This window comes from Pseudomonas sp. MWU12-2029 (genome assembly GCF_023242425.1).
In the GTDB taxonomy this organism is placed as follows: Bacteria; Pseudomonadota; Gammaproteobacteria; order Pseudomonadales; family Pseudomonadaceae; genus Aquipseudomonas; species Aquipseudomonas kribbensis.
Genome location: NZ_JALJDY010000009.1, coordinates 231243 through 247570, shown reverse-complemented (window position 1 = coordinate 247570; position 16328 = coordinate 231243). Strand labels below are relative to the sequence as shown.

12 protein-coding genes are annotated in these 16328 nt (G+C 62.6%); 7 read left to right on the top strand and 5 right to left on the bottom strand.

Annotated features, from left to right (window positions below):
- The first annotated feature begins 86 nt into the window (after window positions 1-86).
- From ribA to M5B44_RS22460, 3 genes are read left to right on the top strand one after another with little or no spacing between them, the layout of a single operon-like run.
- On the top strand, window positions 87-704 hold the full coding sequence (gene ribA, locus M5B44_RS22470) for a GTP cyclohydrolase II (protein ID WP_065259552.1): 618 nt from the start codon (window positions 87-89) through the stop codon (window positions 702-704).
- On the top strand, window positions 701-1120 hold the full coding sequence (locus M5B44_RS22465) for an MFS transporter (RefSeq protein ID WP_065259553.1): 420 nt from the start codon (window positions 701-703) through the stop codon (window positions 1118-1120). Before ribA ends, M5B44_RS22465 begins: the two co-directional genes overlap by 4 nt.
- The gene (locus M5B44_RS22460; protein ID WP_248740532.1) at window positions 1120-1920 is read left to right on the top strand and encodes a cobalamin-binding protein; all 801 of its coding nucleotides are present in this window, start codon (window positions 1120-1122) and stop codon (window positions 1918-1920) included. The genes M5B44_RS22465 and M5B44_RS22460 overlap by 1 nt, the downstream gene beginning before the upstream one ends.
- A gap of 3 nt (window positions 1921-1923) precedes the next feature.
- On the opposite strand, the gene M5B44_RS22455 is transcribed toward M5B44_RS22460, so the two are convergent.
- From M5B44_RS22455 to M5B44_RS22435, 5 genes are all read right to left on the bottom strand, one after another.
- Complete coding sequence (locus M5B44_RS22455; RefSeq protein WP_248740531.1) at window positions 1924-3807, bottom strand: TonB-dependent receptor domain-containing protein; 1884 nt, start codon at window positions 3805-3807, stop codon at window positions 1924-1926.
- A gap of 140 nt (window positions 3808-3947) precedes the next feature.
- Window positions 3948-5846, bottom strand: a complete 1899-nt coding sequence (dxs, locus tag M5B44_RS22450) for a 1-deoxy-D-xylulose-5-phosphate synthase (protein ID WP_248740530.1) — start codon at window positions 5844-5846, stop codon at window positions 3948-3950.
- A gap of 91 nt (window positions 5847-5937) precedes the next feature.
- The gene (ispA, locus tag M5B44_RS22445) at window positions 5938-6825 is read right to left on the bottom strand and encodes a (2E,6E)-farnesyl diphosphate synthase (RefSeq protein ID WP_085712314.1); all 888 of its coding nucleotides are present in this window, start codon (window positions 6823-6825) and stop codon (window positions 5938-5940) included.
- Window positions 6822-7064 carry an exodeoxyribonuclease VII small subunit gene (locus M5B44_RS22440; protein WP_007894317.1) on the bottom strand — a complete coding sequence of 81 codons (243 nt, stop codon included), beginning with the start codon at window positions 7062-7064 and terminating at the stop codon, window positions 6822-6824. Before M5B44_RS22440 ends, ispA begins: the two co-directional genes overlap by 4 nt.
- Before the next feature lie 88 nt (window positions 7065-7152).
- Window positions 7153-8298 carry a Fic family protein gene (locus M5B44_RS22435; protein WP_248740529.1) on the bottom strand — a complete coding sequence of 382 codons (1146 nt, stop codon included), beginning with the start codon at window positions 8296-8298 and terminating at the stop codon, window positions 7153-7155.
- Between the two features lie 277 nt (window positions 8299-8575).
- On the opposite strand from M5B44_RS22435, the gene M5B44_RS22430 reads away from it, so the two are divergent.
- From M5B44_RS22430 to M5B44_RS22415, 4 genes are read left to right on the top strand one after another with little or no spacing between them, the layout of a single operon-like run.
- Window positions 8576-9367: a YfaP family protein gene (locus tag M5B44_RS22430; protein ID WP_248740528.1), complete on the top strand. Its 792-nt coding sequence runs from the start codon at window positions 8576-8578 to the stop codon at window positions 9365-9367.
- Between the two features lie 51 nt (window positions 9368-9418).
- Window positions 9419-11131, top strand: a complete 1713-nt coding sequence (locus M5B44_RS22425; protein WP_248740527.1) for a DUF2138 domain-containing protein — start codon at window positions 9419-9421, stop codon at window positions 11129-11131.
- The gene (locus tag M5B44_RS22420; protein ID WP_248740526.1) at window positions 11101-11766 is read left to right on the top strand and encodes a DUF1175 domain-containing protein; all 666 of its coding nucleotides are present in this window, start codon (window positions 11101-11103) and stop codon (window positions 11764-11766) included. Before M5B44_RS22425 ends, M5B44_RS22420 begins: the two co-directional genes overlap by 31 nt.
- Complete coding sequence (locus tag M5B44_RS22415) at window positions 11763-16328, top strand: alpha-2-macroglobulin family protein (RefSeq protein WP_248740525.1); 4566 nt, start codon at window positions 11763-11765, stop codon at window positions 16326-16328. The genes M5B44_RS22420 and M5B44_RS22415 overlap by 4 nt, the downstream gene beginning before the upstream one ends.

Genomic DNA, 16328 nt, shown 5'->3' with positions numbered 1-16328 from the left:
CGATAATTCAGCCTAAGCGTCTGCCGGAACCTGCTGTTACAATGCCGCCCAGCGAATCTCGGACTTTTTAGATCAGGAGCACACCGGTGCCTGTCGTTTTTGTCGCCGCTTCCAAGCTGCCAACGCCTTTTGCGCAATTCACCATGCACGGTTTTCTCGATGAAGCCACCGGCCGCGAGCACGTCGTGCTGAGCCTGGGTGAGATTGCCGACGGTGCCCCGGTACTCGGCCGGTTGCACTCCGAATGCCTGACCGGCGATGCCTTGTTCAGCCAGCGTTGCGACTGCGGCTCGCAACTGGAAGCTGCGCTGAAGGCCATCGCCCGTGAAGGCCGTGGCGTGTTGCTGTATCTGCGTCAGGAAGGTCGTGGCATTGGCCTGCTGAACAAGATCCGTGCCTACGAATTGCAGGACGGCGGCGCCGATACCGTTGAAGCCAACGAGCGTCTGGGCTTTGCCGCCGACCAGCGTGACTACGCCATGTGCCTGCCGATGCTTGAGCATCTGGGCGTGAAATCCCTGCGCCTGATGACCAACAACCCGCGCAAGGTCAAAGCCCTGACCGACATGAATATCGTCGTCGCCGAGCGCGTGCCGCTGCACACCGGCCACAACCCGCACAACAAACTGTACCTGGCGACCAAGGCCAGCAAGCTCGACCACATGATGGGCAACGAACATCAGGGCGAGGTAGACCGGGCGTGACCCGCGGTCAGGTGCGCCGCCGCCTGTCGGTCGCCTGGTGGAAATACCTGGCGCTGGCACTGGTGCCGCTGTTCGTGCTCAACGCCGTATTCGGCGAGAGCGAAGCGATCATGCCGGTGCTGGCGATGCCGTTGTTCATTGCCGGCGTGGCCTCGATGTTTGTCAGCCTGAAGTTTTTCGGCCGTTACAAACATGCGCTGATCGCCACGCAAAAAGCCCTCGATACCCCTGAAGAACCCGCTGCGTGGATTGCCCTCGCGGCTCGTCGTCGCACAGCGTTTCTTGCGGCAGGATTGCCGGCGTGGATCGGTGCACTGGCGGTGTTCGTCGGTCTCGAAGCTGTGCCGCTGATGCTGCTGGCGCTGTCCACGGCGGTGCTGTTCTACCTCTACCGTATCCCGCGTCAACTCGGTTGATGCGTCGTCTCTGGCTGGCGGTACTGCTGCTGGCCGTCAGTAGCGAAACCCTGGCCGCCCTGCGGGTGGTCAGTCTCGCGCCATCTCTGTCTGAAATTGTCGTGGAGCTGAATTCGGCCGACCTGTTGGTGGGCGTGCTGGATGCCGGTGACCGGCCGTCCGCGATCAAGGATGTGCCTTCGGTGGGCCGTTACGGCCAGCTCGACATGGAGCGGCTGCTCAGTCTCAAACCTGACTTGTTGCTGCTGTGGCCCGGCAGTGTCGGCCCGGCCCAGCGCGATCAGCTCAAGCGCCTGAACATCCCGACCTTCGTTGCTGAACCCCACAGTTTCGAGCAGTTGACCACGCAGATCGAAGCCATTGCGACACAGCTCGGTCGTCCTGAGCGCGGGGTTGAGCGGGCGGCCGGGTTGCGGCGCAAGATTGATGAGCTGCGCCAGCGTTACCGACGGGAAACGCCGTTGCGGGTGTTCTATCAAGTCTGGGACAAGCCGCTGTACACCATTGGCGGCGGGCAGATCATCAGCGATGCGCTTGAAGTGTGCGGCGCACACAATGTGTTTGCCGACCTGTCGTTGCCGGCGCCGCAGGTGAGCGTCGAAGCCGTTTTACAGCTTGATCCCGAGGTGATTCTGGCCGGCGATCAGCCGCAACTGGATGCGTGGAATGCCTGGCCGCAGGTGGTGGCCGTCAAGAGTGGGCAGTTACTGCTGGTCACCGATAAAGGTCTGGAGCGTCCGAGCGGCCAGATGATCGAGGCGACGGCCAAGCTCTGCCAACTGATTGCACCAGACCGCTGACCGCTAGAGCTGCGGCGTCCAGGTCACTCCGAACATGAACGCCCGGCCTTCCTCACGATAGCCATAATGACTGCCGTCATGGCTGTACAGCGCCCGGCTGTAACCCTTGTCCAGCAGGTTATCCACCTTGAAATCCAGCTTGATCTCGCGGTCCAGCGCCCAGCTGCTGCGCAGTCCCAGCAACGCATAACCACCCAGTGGCTGCTGATTGTTCAGGTCGTCATAACTGCTGCTGACAGCCTGCCAAGTTGCGCCGAGGCCGAGGCGATCGAATTGCCGATCCAGATCCCAGCTCAAGGTGCGACGGGCACGGCGCGCCAGGGTGTGGCCGGTGTCGCGGTCGCGGGGATCGATGATTGCCACGCCTAAATTGCTCTGCCAGCCGAACAACTCCTGTTTCAGCGCTGCTTCGAAGCCGTTGATCCGCGCCGAGGCGACGTTTTCCGGGCGTGAGTTGCTGCCGAAGATGATCGCGTCTTCCAGATCGGTCCGATACAGCGACGCCTCGAGTCGGCTGCTGTCGCTCAACTGGCTGCGCCATTGCAGCTCGTAGCTTTTCGAGGTTTCCGGTTTCAGGTTCGGGTTGCTGAAGTCCGGGTAGTACAGGTCATTGAAGGTCGGTGCACGGAAGCCTTCGCTGTAGCTGAGCAACAGATCGTTGTCCGGGTTGACCGGCAACGTCAGCGTGCCGCTCCAGCTGTTCTGGCCGCCGAACTGCTGGTTGTCGTCTCGGCGCAGGCCTAGCTCGGTGGAAAAACTGTCGGCCTGGAAGCGATGCTGGATGAACGCGGCGCGGTTCCAGCGGCTGTCCTCGTCGAACGCGGTGCTGCTGTTGACCCGGTCTTCGTACCAGTCGCCGCCAAGGATCAGGCTGTTGCGAGCATCGAGGGTCAGGTCGTTCTGCCAGGTCACCGAGTCGCGGTAGGTGTTGAACACCGAGCGTTCGTCACTGAGCTTGTCGAGGGACTTGTCGCGGTTTTCGCTGTGGCCGAGTTCCAGGCGCGATTTCCAGCGTTCGTTGATCCGCGCATCGATGTAGCTGCTGAAACTGCTGACAGCGAAATCGCTGTAGGGCTGTTGCTGGACGGAGTCGAAGGTGACCGGATCAAAGCGCCCGAACGGGTTGTCGAACTCGCTTTTGCCACGGTTATCCAGCAGGTTGGCGCCGACTTCGATGTCATCGGTCAGCGCATGGCTGAGGCTCAGGCTGATGGATTTGTTGCGGTAGGCATCGTGATCGCTGTCGCTGGGATAGGACTCGCGGGTGCGGTCGATCCCGGCGGTTTCATCGAGGCTGGCGCCGAGGTTGAAGCGGGTTTTCTCATCGCCACCGGAGAGGCCGACACTGCGCTCCCAGGTCTGGTTGCTGCCGAAGCCGACATGCATTCGCGGCTGCAAGCCTTGCTCGGCGCCGCGCCGGGTGAAGATCTGAATCACTCCGCCAATCGCATCGCTGCCGTAGATCACCGAGCGCGAACCGCGCAGCACTTCGACGCGTTCGATCTGCTCGATGTTGAGGTGCTGCAGGTTGCTGTCGCCGGACGTCGAGTTGCCGATGCGCTGGCCGTCGACCAGCACCAGGCTTTGCGCCGACTGCGTACCTCGGATGTATATACCGGGCAGACTGCCGCGCCCGCCGGTTTGTGCCACTTGCACGCCGGGTACCCGTTGCAGCAGGTCGGTGACGCTGCGCGGTTGCAGGCGCTCGATGTCTTCGCGTGTGAATACGGTGTTGGCGGCACTGCTGTCGTTGCGGGCTTCCACCTGACGGTTGGCGCTGATCAGCACGTCCGGCAGCTTCAGGGCCTGATCGCGCTCGAAGGTATCGGCGAGGATGTTGGCGGTTGGCAGCAGAAGGAGGGGCAGGGCGAGACGCGAGAGGTTCATCGGTATTCCGTAGGTCTTTCAGGTATACACAAATCAAATGTGGGAGCGGGCTTGCTCGCGAAGACGGTGTGTCAGTCAACTCATTATCGACTGATCCGATGCCTTCGCGAGCAAGCCCGCTCCCACATGGGCATTGCGTTTTACTTGTTGAGCAGCTCCAGGCGCTCTCGCACCGCCGCTTCGATCCCGGCCTCGTCCAGCCCGCACTCGGCCAGCATCTGCGCCGGTTTGGCGTGCTCGACGTAAATGTCCGGCAAGCCCAGGTGCAGCACCGACTTGAGGATGTTCTCGCGGGCGAGGAATTCGCTGACCGCGCCACCGGCGCCGCCCATGATCGCGTTCTCTTCGATGGTCACCAGCAGGTCGTGGCTGTTGGCGATTTCGCGTACCAGCGCTTCGTCCATCGGTTTGACGAAGCGCATGTCGACCACGGTCGCGTCCAGCGTCTCGGCGACTTTCAGGGCTTCGGCCATTTGCACGCCGAACACCAGCAGGGCGACCTTGCTGCCCTGACGACGCACCACACCCTTTCCGATCTCGATCGGTTCGAGGTCTTTCTCGATGGTCGCGTTCGGGCCGGTGCCGCGTGGATAACGCACCGCCGCCGGGCCGTTGTACAGGTGGCCCGTGGTGAGCATCTTGCGCAGTTCGTTTTCATCGCTCGGGGTCATGATGACCATGCCCGGGATGCAGCGCAGGAACGACAGGTCAAAACTGCCGGCGTGGGTCGGGCCGTCTTCGCCCACCAGACCGGCGCGGTCGATGGCGAACAGCACGTCGAGGTTCTGCACCGCGACGTCATGCACCAACTGGTCGTAGCCGCGTTGCAGGAACGTCGAATAGATCGCCACCACCGGTTTCGCGCCTTCGCAGGCCATGCCGGCCGCGAGGGTCACGGCGTGTTGCTCGGCAATCGCCACGTCGAAGTAGCGCAGCGGGAAACGTTCGCTGAACGCCACCAGGTCCGAGCCTTCCTTCATCGCCGGGGTGATGCCCACCAGACGCGGGTCGGCGGCGGCCATGTCGCACAGCCACTCACCGAACACGCCGGAGTACTTCGGCCCGCCGGCCTTTTTCGGCGCAGCGGCCGGGGCGTCCAGCGGTTCGAGTTTGGTGATGGCGTGGTAACCGATCGGGTCGACTTCCGCCGGGGCGAAGCCTTTGCCTTTCTTGGTGACGATGTGCAGGAACTGCGGGCCTTTCAGATCGCGCATGTTGCGCAGGGTGGCGATCAGGGTCGGCAGGTCGTGGCCGTCGATCGGGCCGATGTAGTTCCAGCCCAGCTCTTCGAACAGGGTGCCGGGGACCAGCATGCCTTTGGCGTATTCTTCGGTACGACGGGCGATTTCCCAGGCGCCGGGCAGGCGCGACAGGACTTTCTTGCTGCCTTCGCGCATGCTCGCATAAGTGCGGCTGGAAAGGATCTTCGCCAGATAATTCGACAGACCGCCGACGTTGCGCGAGATCGACATGTCGTTGTCGTTGAGGATCACCAGCATGTTGGCGTCCACTTCCGGCGCGTGGTTCAGCGCCTCGAAGGCCATGCCGGCGGTCAGCGCGCCGTCACCGATCACGGCAATCGCCTTGCGATCGCTGTTTTGCAGGCGGGCGGCGATAGCCATGCCCAGCGCGGCACTGATCGAGGTGCTGGAGTGGCCGACGCCAAAGGTGTCGTACTCGCTCTCGGAGCGGCGCGGGAAAGCGGCGATGCCGTCCTTCTGGCGCAGGGTTTCCATGCGCTCGCGGCGACCGGTGAGGATCTTGTGCGGATAAGCCTGATGACCAACGTCCCACACCAACCGGTCGTCCGGAGTGTCGAAGACGTAATGCAACGCGATGGTCAGCTCGATGACGCCCAGGCCGGCACCGAAATGCCCACCGGTCTGGCCGACCGTGTAGAGCAATTCCAGGCGCAACTCATCAGCCAGGGTTTCCAGCTCGGCTTCGCCTAACCGGCGCAGGCCGTCCGGCGTGTTCGCGCGGTCGAGCAGGGGCGTGGTCGGGCGCTTGCGGGGAATCTCATGGAACGTCGTGGGCATCAGGCGAATCGTTATAGGTATAAAAGATGCGGCAGTTTACCTGATGCATCGTCCCCTGCCCACGCGTTGGTCTTTTTTGGCTGATTAGCCTTTAGTTGCGCCGGTCGACGATATACCGGGCCAGATCACGCAACGGCTCGGCAGCCGCGTCAAACGGTCGCAGCGCGTGCAGGGCCTGATCGCGCAGTTCCAGGGCATAGGCCTTGGCGGCGTCGAGGCCAAGCAGGGCCGGGTAAGTCGGCTTGTCGCGGGCAATGTCCGCGCCCTGGCGTTTGCCGAGGGTTTCGGTATCGCTTTCGACGTCGAGGATGTCGTCCTGCACCTGGAACGCCAGGCCGATGGCCTGTGCATAACTTTGCAGGGCCTTGAGTTCATCCTTCTCGGCGCGGCCGCTGGCCAGGGCGCCGAGCTTGACGCTGACCTCGATCAGGGCGCCGGTCTTGTGCCGGTGCATCTGTTCGAGGGCTTTCTGGTCTAGCTTCAGACCAACCGAGCCGAGGTCGATGGCCTGGCCGCCGACCATGCCGGCCGGGCCTGCCGCGTGCGCCAGCGCTGTGACCTGTTGCAGGCGGATATCCGCGCTCAGGTCGCTCAGGCGCGGGTCGAGCAGGGCACTGAACGCCAGGCTTTGCAAACCGTCGCCGGCGAGGATCGCGCAGGCTTCATCGAATTTCTTGTGAGTGGTCGGCTGGCCGCGACGCAGATCGTCGTCGTCCATCGCCGGCAAATCGTCGTGTACCAGCGAGTAGGCGTGGATCAGTTCAACCGCGCAGGCTGCACCGTTGGCCTGCTCGGCCTTGCCGCCGAGGGCTTCGCACGCGGCGTAAGCCAGCAGCGGACGCACGCGTTTGCCGCCGTTCATCACGCTGTAGCGCATCGCTTCGTAAAGCCGCGCCAGTTCCGGCAGCGGTGCGTTGAACAGGGTTTCCAGTGCCGCATTGACCCGCGCCTGGCTGGTCGCCGAATACGCCGCGATCATTCTGGCTGATCCGCGTCGAAGGGTTCCTCGGCCAGCTCGCCATCGCGCTCCAGCAACACCTGGACCTTCTGCTCGGCCTGGGCCAGCGCTGCCTGGCAGTCACGGGTCAGACCGATGCCCTGCTCGAAAGCGGTCAGCGAGTCTTCCAGCGACAATTCACCGTTCTCCAGACGCTCGACCAGCGTTTGCAGGTCGGCGAGGGACTGTTCGAAATCCAGTGCAGCTTTTTTGCGGGCCATGGCGGCTAATTCCGGTTGACGTTAAACCGGCGCGACACTAGCAGATAGGGGGTTTATGGGCAAATGAGCGGGCCGACGGACATGGGTGTCAGTCGGCCGATTCGTCCGGATATTGAATCTGATAACGAGTGCTCCGCCCGCCGCCCGGAAGACGTTGCAGGCAGCCTTTTTCCAGCAGTTCCGCCAGATGTCGGGTCGCTGTGGCTTTGGAAACTTTGGCCACACTTTGGTATTGCGCCGCACTGATACCGTGCTCGAAACCGCGTTCACCACCATCGAGCAAGCGATTGAGCACTTTGATCTGCTCCGCCGACAGCCCGGATTCACGGTGCGCCTGCCAGAAGCGTGATTTTCCCAACACACTTTCAATCCGCGCGATGGCCTGTTGCAGACTGCGCAGCAAGGTTTGCAGGAACCATGTGAGCCAGTCGGTAATGTCCAGCGTGGCTTTCTGGCTCGATTCGAGAATCCGGTAATAGCCGGCGCGATCTTCGAGAATGCTGGCGGACATCGCATAAAAACGAATCGCCTGCGCTTCGCCCTGAGCCAGTGCCAGGTCGGTAAGGGTGCGAGTCAGGCGTCCATTGCCGTCGTCGAACGGATGCAAGGTGACGAACCAGAAATGTGCGATGCCGGCTCGCAGCAAAGGATCGAGGCCTGCCTGTTGCCGACTGGCGTCGAACCACGTGAGAAAACTGTCGAGTTGCCGCTCAAGACCTTGTCGCGGTGGCGCCTCGAAGTGCACGGTCGGACGGTCGATTCGTCCGGAAACCACCTGCATCGGCTCATCGCCGCGTAATGCGCCGACATTGATTGCTCGCGAAAGGAAACCACTCTCCTGTTCTGGAAACAGCCATGAATGCCATTCCAGCAATCGTTCCAGCGTCAGCGGTTCGGCAAAACGTTGAGTGGCATCGAGCATCAGTTGCGCCAGCCCCTCGCTGCGCTTGCTGACGTTGTCGCCATCAGGCGATTCCAGCCCCAGGCGTCGTGCCAGTGAAGAACGCACGGATTCAACATTCAATTGTTCCCCCTCGATGGCCGAGGAGGTCACGATGTTCTGCAGCAACGCGTCCAGCTCAGTCTGAGCGCTCAGTGAATGGCCCACTGATCCTGCCATGCCCATCAATTGTCCCTGCGCCTGAACGCATTCGCGCAACAACGCAGTGAGACGCTCTGCCTGCCAGTTGAAGTCGGGCCAGTCGGGCTGCTGCCAGATCCAGTGAGTTGCCATGAAATGCCATTCCTGAGTGCGTGAGCCGAATAGAAACGCTATTCGGCTCATTTGGTGAGCCGAATATGACGCCTATTCGGCTCATCGTCCACCCGAGGGCGTGATTCCCACCGCATTTCAAGATGTATCCGATTGTTAAAAAACTGCCGAATCGCTAACCTTCGCGCCTTCTACGACCCGACAGTCACGGGTCTTTCAGACGAAACGCAGTTTTCACCGCTGTGAAGTACCGAGGATCGGGTGCAAGGTTTCGTTCAGGCATGGCAGGAGGCATTACATGCGTTCAATTCTTTTGCTGCTGATCGGCCTGGCCTGCGCGCCGGCGCTGTCGGCCGCGCCGACTGCCGAGATGTCGGAACCGGTGGGCGGCTGGCGCTACAACGGCTTGCTCGACCGCAGTGAAAACCCGCAAGTCGCCTACCCCACGCCGCCGATCGATCGCGGCATCCAGCGCAACCGCACGATGATCCAGGGCCAGCTCAAGGCCATCGGCAATCAGCGCGGGCCGCACACCCTGGCGGTCAACGGCAATCCGCTGAACCTGTACACCGACGACGATGGGCGTTTCGCCCGGCCCTATGCCTTCGGCGCGGGATCAAACAGCGTCGAAGTGCGCAGTGCCGAAGGCCAGTCGCTCAAGCGCGTGCAGTTCTACGAAGCGAACAACCTGCGCACACCGGCGCGAATTCGCGTGGTGCTGGGCTGGGACGATCCCAAGGCCGAACTTGACCTGCATATCATTACCCCGGACGGCCAGCATGCGTTTTTCGCCCACACGGCGTTGACCAACGGCGGCGGTCTGGACCCGGACGGCGTCGACGGCCCCGGCCCGGAAATGTTCACCATGACCGCACCGCTGCATGGCACCTATCTGGTTTACGTCAACTATTGGGGCAACTTCGGCGACGGCGGCTATAACTTCGAGGAGGCCAGCAACCAGAACGAGGTCATCACCTCGCAGATCACGCTGGTGCTCAACGAAAACACCGTCGACGAAAAACGCGAAACGTTCATCGTGCCCCTGCGGGCCATCGGTGATCTGCTGCTGGTCAAGACTTTCAACTATTAAGCATCCCGCACCACGGATGAACTGCCGAGCTTTGGGAACATGAGCGAGAAGATGAGCGAAAACACTGAGACCCCGGCGACCGCCGCACCCACCGCCAAACCTTCCCGGCGCTGGCCGTTGCTGGTGGCCGGGCTGTGCCTGGTGGCCGGCGTGGCGGGCGGGCTCGGCTGGTTGATGCACAAGCCCAAGGTGCCGGCGGCGGCACTGGCCAGCGACAAGCTCGGCCTGAGCCGTCCGGATGCGCTGCTGGAAACCCGTTCCCTGAGCCAGTTGCCCAAGGACCTGCTGACGGTGCCGTTCCTCAAGGCCACGCTCACCGAGGATTTCGTCTTCTATTACGAAACCCATGCCGACCGCCTCGGGTTGATCGGCAGCTTGCGGCGGATCATCTACGAGCATGACCTGAAGCTGCAGGACAGCCTGATCGAGCAACTCTTCGATCAACCGGCAGACGTGGCGCTGTGGCGCGGCGCTGATGGTCGCCTGAAGGATTTCCTGCTGGTGATGGATCGCGGCGGGCTGGCCAAGCTGCTGGAGCCTCTGGCGAAAGTCGCTCTGGACGATTCGCAACTGAGCGTGTTCAGCACCCTGAAAGTCGGCGGTGAGGACGTGCCGCTGTATCAACTGACCTACAACGCCAGCAAATCCCTGCTGTTCGCCTCCCGTGGCGACAAACTGGTGGTGCTGTCGAATCCGGCCAAGTTCTACGACCCGGAAAGTGGCGCTTCCGAAGAGTCCGGCCATGTTTCGCCGCAGGCTTTGGCGGCGCTGCTCAATGGCGAAAAACTGTTCCCCGAAGCGTTCGGGCTGCCGGTCAAGACGCCTGAAACCAGGCAACGTCTGTCGGTCAATTCCAGCGTCCTGGCCATGGGTTACCAGCGCTTCATCCCGAACTTCGCCGGCCTGCGTTTCGACATGGACGACAAGGGCTGGCACAGCTTCCTGGCCATGGATGAGCTGGACAACCAGCCGGACTTCGATTTCAAACCGGTCTGGCAGGCCATGCCGCTGGGCGCCAGTGCCTGCGTGACCTTGCCGGTGGCCGCCGAACCGCAGAAACCGTTGCTGGTGAAACTCGGCGCCGAAGAAGCGGTAGCGCAGAAACTCACCGAGCACGTGGCCGGTGCGGCAGGCCTTTGCTGGTACGCCGATTCGCGGCTGTACACACCGTTGCTGGTGGCCAGTCTGAAGGACGAGGACAGCGGCAAGCTCGACGCTGATATCGGCACGCTGTTCGATTCGATGGTCGGCGCCTACGAAAGCAAGGTCGACGACCACGCGTTCCCGGTGGTCGAAAAGCAGGAAGGCCAGAGCCACCTCTGGCAGCGTCAGGTCAGCTCCAACTTCGGCCCGTATGCTGCCAAGGATGCCGAGAACCCGGACGCGATCACCGGCCGTGCCTTCATGAAAGTCAGCCTCGCGCGCCACGGTTCGACGCTGCTGTTTTCCCTCGACGACAAACTGGTCGACAAGGCTCTCGGCACCCTCGACAAGCGCTTCCCGCCGATGGCCGATGTGCTGCCGAAAGACGTGCTGATGCCGATCTACTTCGGCCCGGATTCCATGGCGCAACTGATGCAGCAGGAAACCCTCGACAGCCTGCCCCAGGACATGGAGCCGGTGTTCTACAACGCCGCGCAAACCTACCTGATCCCGAAACTGCGCACCCTCGGCGGCATGGGCAAATACGCCCTGACCTTGCCGGAAGGCAGTGAGCCCGACGGCCACTGGCAATGGCTGCCGCTGGAGTGGAAAGCGCTGTGACGGCATTGATCCGCAGCCTCGGCCTGCTCGCGCTGTTACTGAGCGCGGGCGCCCGAGCGGTCGAAGCGCCGGTGCTCGATCCTGCGCAGTCCCAGGTTTTTCGCGCCTGGTTTGTGCGTATCGCTCAGGAGCAGTTGAGCAAAGGCCCGAGCCCGCGCTGGTATCAGCAGGACTGCGCCGGGCTGGTGCGGTTTGCCGCCAACGAAGCGCTGAAAGTCCATGACGACAAATGGCTGCGCAGCAATGGCGTGTCCAATCGCTACCTGCCGCCGGAGCTGGCGTTGAGCGACGAGCAACGCAAGTTCGCCCAGCAATGGCAACAGGGCGGCGGCAAGGTCGGGCCCTACGTCAACGCGATCAAACTGATTCAGTTCAACAGCCATCTGATCGGCCGCGACGTGTCCCAGGCACGGCCCGGCGATCTGATGTTTTTCGATCAGGGCGACGACCAGCACCTGATGATCTGGATGGGCCGCTACATTGCCTATCACACCGGCACGACCACCCCAACCGACAACGGCATGCGTTCGGCAAGCCTGCAGCAACTCATGACATGGAAGGACACCCGATGGATACCCGACGCAGCCAACCCCAACTTCATCGGCGTCTATCGACTGAACTTTCTCTCCCAATGACCGGTGCCCGCATGTTGCGTTTACTGCCTTTTCTGTTGCTCTTGACCCTGCCGTTTTCGGCGGTGAATGCCGAAGACTCCGTCGAGCCAAGCGGCTACACGCCGGTGTCCGGTGAAAGTTTTTTCCTGCTGGCCGACAGCAGTTTCGCCAGCGACGAGCAGGCGGTGGTGCGCCTCGAAGCACCGGGCCGTGACTACCGCCGTTTCCGCATGGAACCGTACGGCGGCGCCGACATCCGCGTGTACAAGATCGACAAGCCGCTGGACTTCCTCAAGCGCCAGAAGAACCTGCACCGCGTGGTCAGCGACGGCCAGTTCAAGGGTGAAGGCCTGTCGAACACCCTCGCGTACCTGTGGGACAACTGGTACCGCAAATCCCGTCGGGTGATGCAGCGTGCGTTCTCCTACGAGTCGCGCCAGCAAGTCACCGAGGAAGTGCCGGAACTGAAGATGGGCAATGCCATCGCCGCGCCCACACCTTATGACGCGCAGCCGCAGTTCGCGCTGATTCCGGGTCTGCCGGTGGTCAGCCAGTTCCGTTATCCGCTGTGGCAGGCCAAACCGATCCAGCCGCCGACCGGGGTCAATCTGGCCGGGTCGTCCAGCGAGTTCGTCAGCGTCGCGCCGGGTAACGTGTACATCCCGCTGGGCAATCTGAAACCGGGCCTGTATCTGGTCGAAGCGCTGATCGGCAAGTACCGCGCGACCACCATGGTGTTCGTCTCCAACACCGTGGCGGTGAGCAAGATTGCCGGTGATGAATTGCTGGTGTGGGCCGCGCGCAAACACGAAGGCAGCTCGGTGCCGAAGGTCAATGTGCTGTGGACCGACGGCCTCGGCGTGATGAGCAGCGGCGCCACCGACACCGATGGTCTGCTGCGCCTGAAACACGTCAGCCCGGAGCGTTCGTTCGTCATCGGCGAGGACGAAGAGGGCGGCGTATTCGTTTCGGAAAACTTCTATTACGACAGCGAAATCTACGACACCAAACTCTACGCCTTCACCGACCGGCCGCTTTATCGCCCGGGCGATTGGGTGTCGCTGAAAATCGTTGGTCGTGAATTCAAGAACGCGCGGGATTCGGTATTGCCGGGCGCGGCGGACGTCAATGTCAGCGTGCTCGATGCGACCGGTACCGAGTTGCAACGCCTCGACCTGAAGCTCGATTCGAAGGCCGGCACCCAGGGCCGTTTCCAGCTGCCGGACAATGCGGTGGCCGGTGGTTACGAGCTGCGTTTCAACTACAAGGATCAGGCCTACAGCAGCGCGTTCCGGGTGGCGGAGTACATCAAGCCGCACTTCGAAATCTCGCTGAATCTGGCCAAGCAGGATTACCGCACTGGCGATCCGGTGAAGGGCAGCCTGGTGCTGCTGTACCCGGACGGCAAGCCGGTGGCCAATGCCAAACTGACCCTGAGCCTGCGCGCCCAGCAACTGTCGATGGTCGACAACGAGCTGCAATACCTCGGGCAATTCCCGGTGGAACTGACCAGCACTGAACTGACCACTGACAGCAAGGGCAATGCAGCCCTCGACCTGCCGGCCGCCGACAAGCCGAGCCGCTACATGCTCACCGTGTTCGCCAGCGATGGCGCGGCGTATCGGGTCAAGACCACCAAGGAAATCCTCATCGACCGGGGCGCGGCAAGCTTTCGCCTGACTGCGCCGCAGCGTTTCAGCGCAGTCGGTGACAAAGTCGCGTTCAGCTACGCCAACGAAGGTGGCAGCGAACAGGCGCAGGCCGTGGTGCCGAGCAGCTACAGCTGGGTGCGTCTGGAAGACCAGACCACCAGCGAAGGCAAACTGGCGGCGAAAGACAAAGGTTTCAGCGTGACGTTCGATCGTCCGGGGACCTACAACCTGTCGCTGAAGGATCAGTTTGGCCGGGTGCTTGGTGGCACCGGTCATTCGGTCACCGGCGATGGCGTCAAGGCTGTGCCGGGCACCGTGGAAATCGTCCTCGACAAACCGGAGTACAAGGCCGGTGACGAAGCACTGGCACTGATCACCTTCCCCGAGCCGGTCAGCGATGCACTGCTGTCGCTGGAGCGCGACAAGGTCGAAGCCACCGCGCTGCTGGCCAAGGGCGGCGACTGGCTGAAACTGGAAAAACTCAGCGACACCCAATACCGCGCACGCATCCCGGTGAAGGACAACTTCGCGCCGAACCTGACGTTCTCGGTGCTGTACACCAAGGGCGGTCAGTACAGCTTCCAGAACGCCGGGATCAAGGTCGTCGCGCCGCAGATCGACGTGGCGATCAAGACCGACAAAGAGACCTATCAGCCGGGCGATACCGTGACGGTCGACCTGACCACGCAGTTTGCCGGCAAGGCTGTGCCGGCGCACCTGACGGTCAGCGTGGTCGACGAAATGGTCTACGCGCTGCAACCGGAAGTCGCGCCGACCATCGACCAGTTCTTCTATCACCCGCGCCGCAACAACGTGCGCACCAGCGCCAGCCTGTCGTTCATCAGCTACGACGTGGCATTGCCGGGCAGCCCCGGCGCGCCGGGCAAGGCCAACCGCAGCGAGCGAGGGGTGAAAGTGCTGGAGCGGCCGCGCCGCGAAGACGTCGACACCGCCGCGTGGCAACCGGAGCTGCTGACCGACGCCGACGGCAAGACCCGCTTCACCTTCAAGATGCCGGACTCGCTGACCCGCTGGCGCATCACCGCGCGGGCGATTGCCGATGACGGTCAGGTCGGGCAGAAGAAGCAGTTCGTCCGCTCGGAAAAACCGCTGTACCTGAAGTGGAGCGGCCCGAGCAAATTCCGCAAGGGTGATCAGCCGCAACTCGGCGTGTTCGCCTTCAGCCAGGCCGAGAAACCGGTCAAGGCTGAACTGGTGACCCACTACGCCGGCGCCGAACAGCGCCTGCCGGTGACCCTCAACAACGGCATCAACTACCTGCCGCTGCCGGCCTTCGCATTGGCCTCCGGCGAATGGACAGCGGAACTGGTGCAGGACGGCAAAACCGCCGATGCCTTGGCTGTGCGCCTGAGCGCCACCGGCGAAGGCTGGCAAGTGACGCAGACCCAGAGCATTGAGGTAGCCAGCGGCGACACGCCGTTGAGCCTGCCGGCGGACGCCACCGACATTCGCCTGCGTCTGGATGACAGCCCGCAAGCGTTGTACCGTTCGGCCCTCGACGACCTGCTCAGCTATCCGTACGGCGGCGTCGAGCAGACCGCCAGCCGCCTGCTGCCGCTGAGCATCGCCTATCCGTCGCTGGCGTCGAGCCCGCAGATGCGCGACCGCTTGCGCCTGATCATGCAGAACAGCCGTCTGCGGCTGGTGCAAATGGCCGGGCCGTCGGCGAGCTTCACCTGGTGGGGTTTCGACGGTGAGCCGGATGCGTTTCTAACCGCTTACGCCTATTACGCCGACTGGAACGCCAGCCAGGTGCTGGAGCTGACCCTGCCGCCGGAACACTGGCAACGGGTACTGGAGGTCTACGCCAAGCAGGCGCCGAATACGCCATTGCTGCAACGGGCGCTGATCCTGTCGTTCGCCAAACAGATGCATCTGCCGGTCAACACGCTGCTCAGCGGCTTGATGGACGATCTGGCCAAGGCCGGTGAGGGTAATGCCGCGAACCTGATGGACGACGGTGAAGACAGTCTGGTGATGAGCGATCCGGATTCGGCGCTCAGTCTGGCGGCGGCGCGGATCTTGACCGCATCGCTGGCGACCCAGTCGAAAGTCGCTTTGCCGGATGCGTTCAATCGTCAGTTGGGCGCTGCGCAACAGCGCTTGTCGGTCAGTTCGCAACCGTTTATCGAAGCGCTGAACCTGTCGCTGCAACCGTTCGATCAGGCTCGTGCGAACGCGCTGCTGCAACGCCTGTTGCCGCAGCAATCGACCCTCGAACGTGCGCTGGCGCTGACCTGGCTGCAACGCAGCATCGCTCAGGCCTCGCCGACCATCGCCCTGGCTCCGGGCGAAGGCTGGAAGAAAAACTACGGCGCGACCGGTGAAATGTTCTGGACGTGGCAGGGTGCTACGTCGGTGCCGAGCGTGTTGTCAGTGTCGGGCACTCAGGAGCGTCCGTTGCGTGCCGCGCTGAGTTTCCAGACCCAGCAACCGGCAATTGATCCGATGGCGGTGACCATCACTCGTCGCCTGTCGCGTCTGGTGCCGGGTGACGAAGCGTTCACTTTCAAACTGGAGCCGGTCGGTACTAAACCACTGTCCAGCGACAGCCTGTACCTGGACGAAGTGATCCTCACCAGCAAAGCACCGAAACCGCTGCGCTACGGCATGCTTGAAGTGCCGCTGCCGCCGGGCGCGGATGTCGAGCGCACCACGTGGGGCATCAAGTTGCAGGGCAAGGACGGCACCGAGCCGACCGCGCTGGAAAAAGCACGTTTCGAACCGGGCCAACTGGTCTACGCGGTGCCGGTGGATGCGCTGAGCGGTGAATTGCGTCTGCGGCATCTGGTGCGGTTCTCGCAGAAGGGCCAGTTCAACCTGCCGCCGGTGCGTTTCACTCAGGTCTACGCGCCGCAGCATCAGGCCCAGGAGGCGAAAGCCGCCCTCGGTCAGGTCACGGTCAACTGA

Bases quoted from the DNA above. Each gene is read 5' to 3' on its own strand.
- dxs (WP_248740530.1), bottom strand. From the start codon at position 5,846: ATGCCCACGACGTTCCATGAGATTCCCCGCAAGCGCCCGACCACGCCC.
- M5B44_RS22435 (WP_248740529.1), bottom strand. From the start codon at position 8,298: ATGGCAACTCACTGGATCTGGCAGCAGCCCGACTGGCCCGACTTCAAC.
- M5B44_RS22430 (WP_248740528.1), top strand. From the start codon at position 8,576: ATGCGTTCAATTCTTTTGCTGCTGATCGGCCTGGCCTGCGCGCCGGCG.
- M5B44_RS22460 (WP_248740532.1), top strand. From the start codon at position 1,120: ATGCGTCGTCTCTGGCTGGCGGTACTGCTGCTGGCCGTCAGTAGCGAA.
- M5B44_RS22420 (WP_248740526.1), top strand. From the start codon at position 11,101: ATGGCTGCCGCTGGAGTGGAAAGCGCTGTGACGGCATTGATCCGCAGC.
- ispA (WP_085712314.1), bottom strand. From the start codon at position 6,825: ATGATCGCGGCGTATTCGGCGACCAGCCAGGCGCGGGTCAATGCGGCA.
- M5B44_RS22425 (WP_248740527.1), top strand. From the start codon at position 9,419: ATGAGCGAAAACACTGAGACCCCGGCGACCGCCGCACCCACCGCCAAA.
- M5B44_RS22415 (WP_248740525.1), top strand. From the start codon at position 11,763: ATGACCGGTGCCCGCATGTTGCGTTTACTGCCTTTTCTGTTGCTCTTG.
- M5B44_RS22440 (WP_007894317.1), bottom strand. From the start codon at position 7,064: ATGGCCCGCAAAAAAGCTGCACTGGATTTCGAACAGTCCCTCGCCGAC.
- M5B44_RS22455 (WP_248740531.1), bottom strand. From the start codon at position 3,807: ATGAACCTCTCGCGTCTCGCCCTGCCCCTCCTTCTGCTGCCAACCGCC.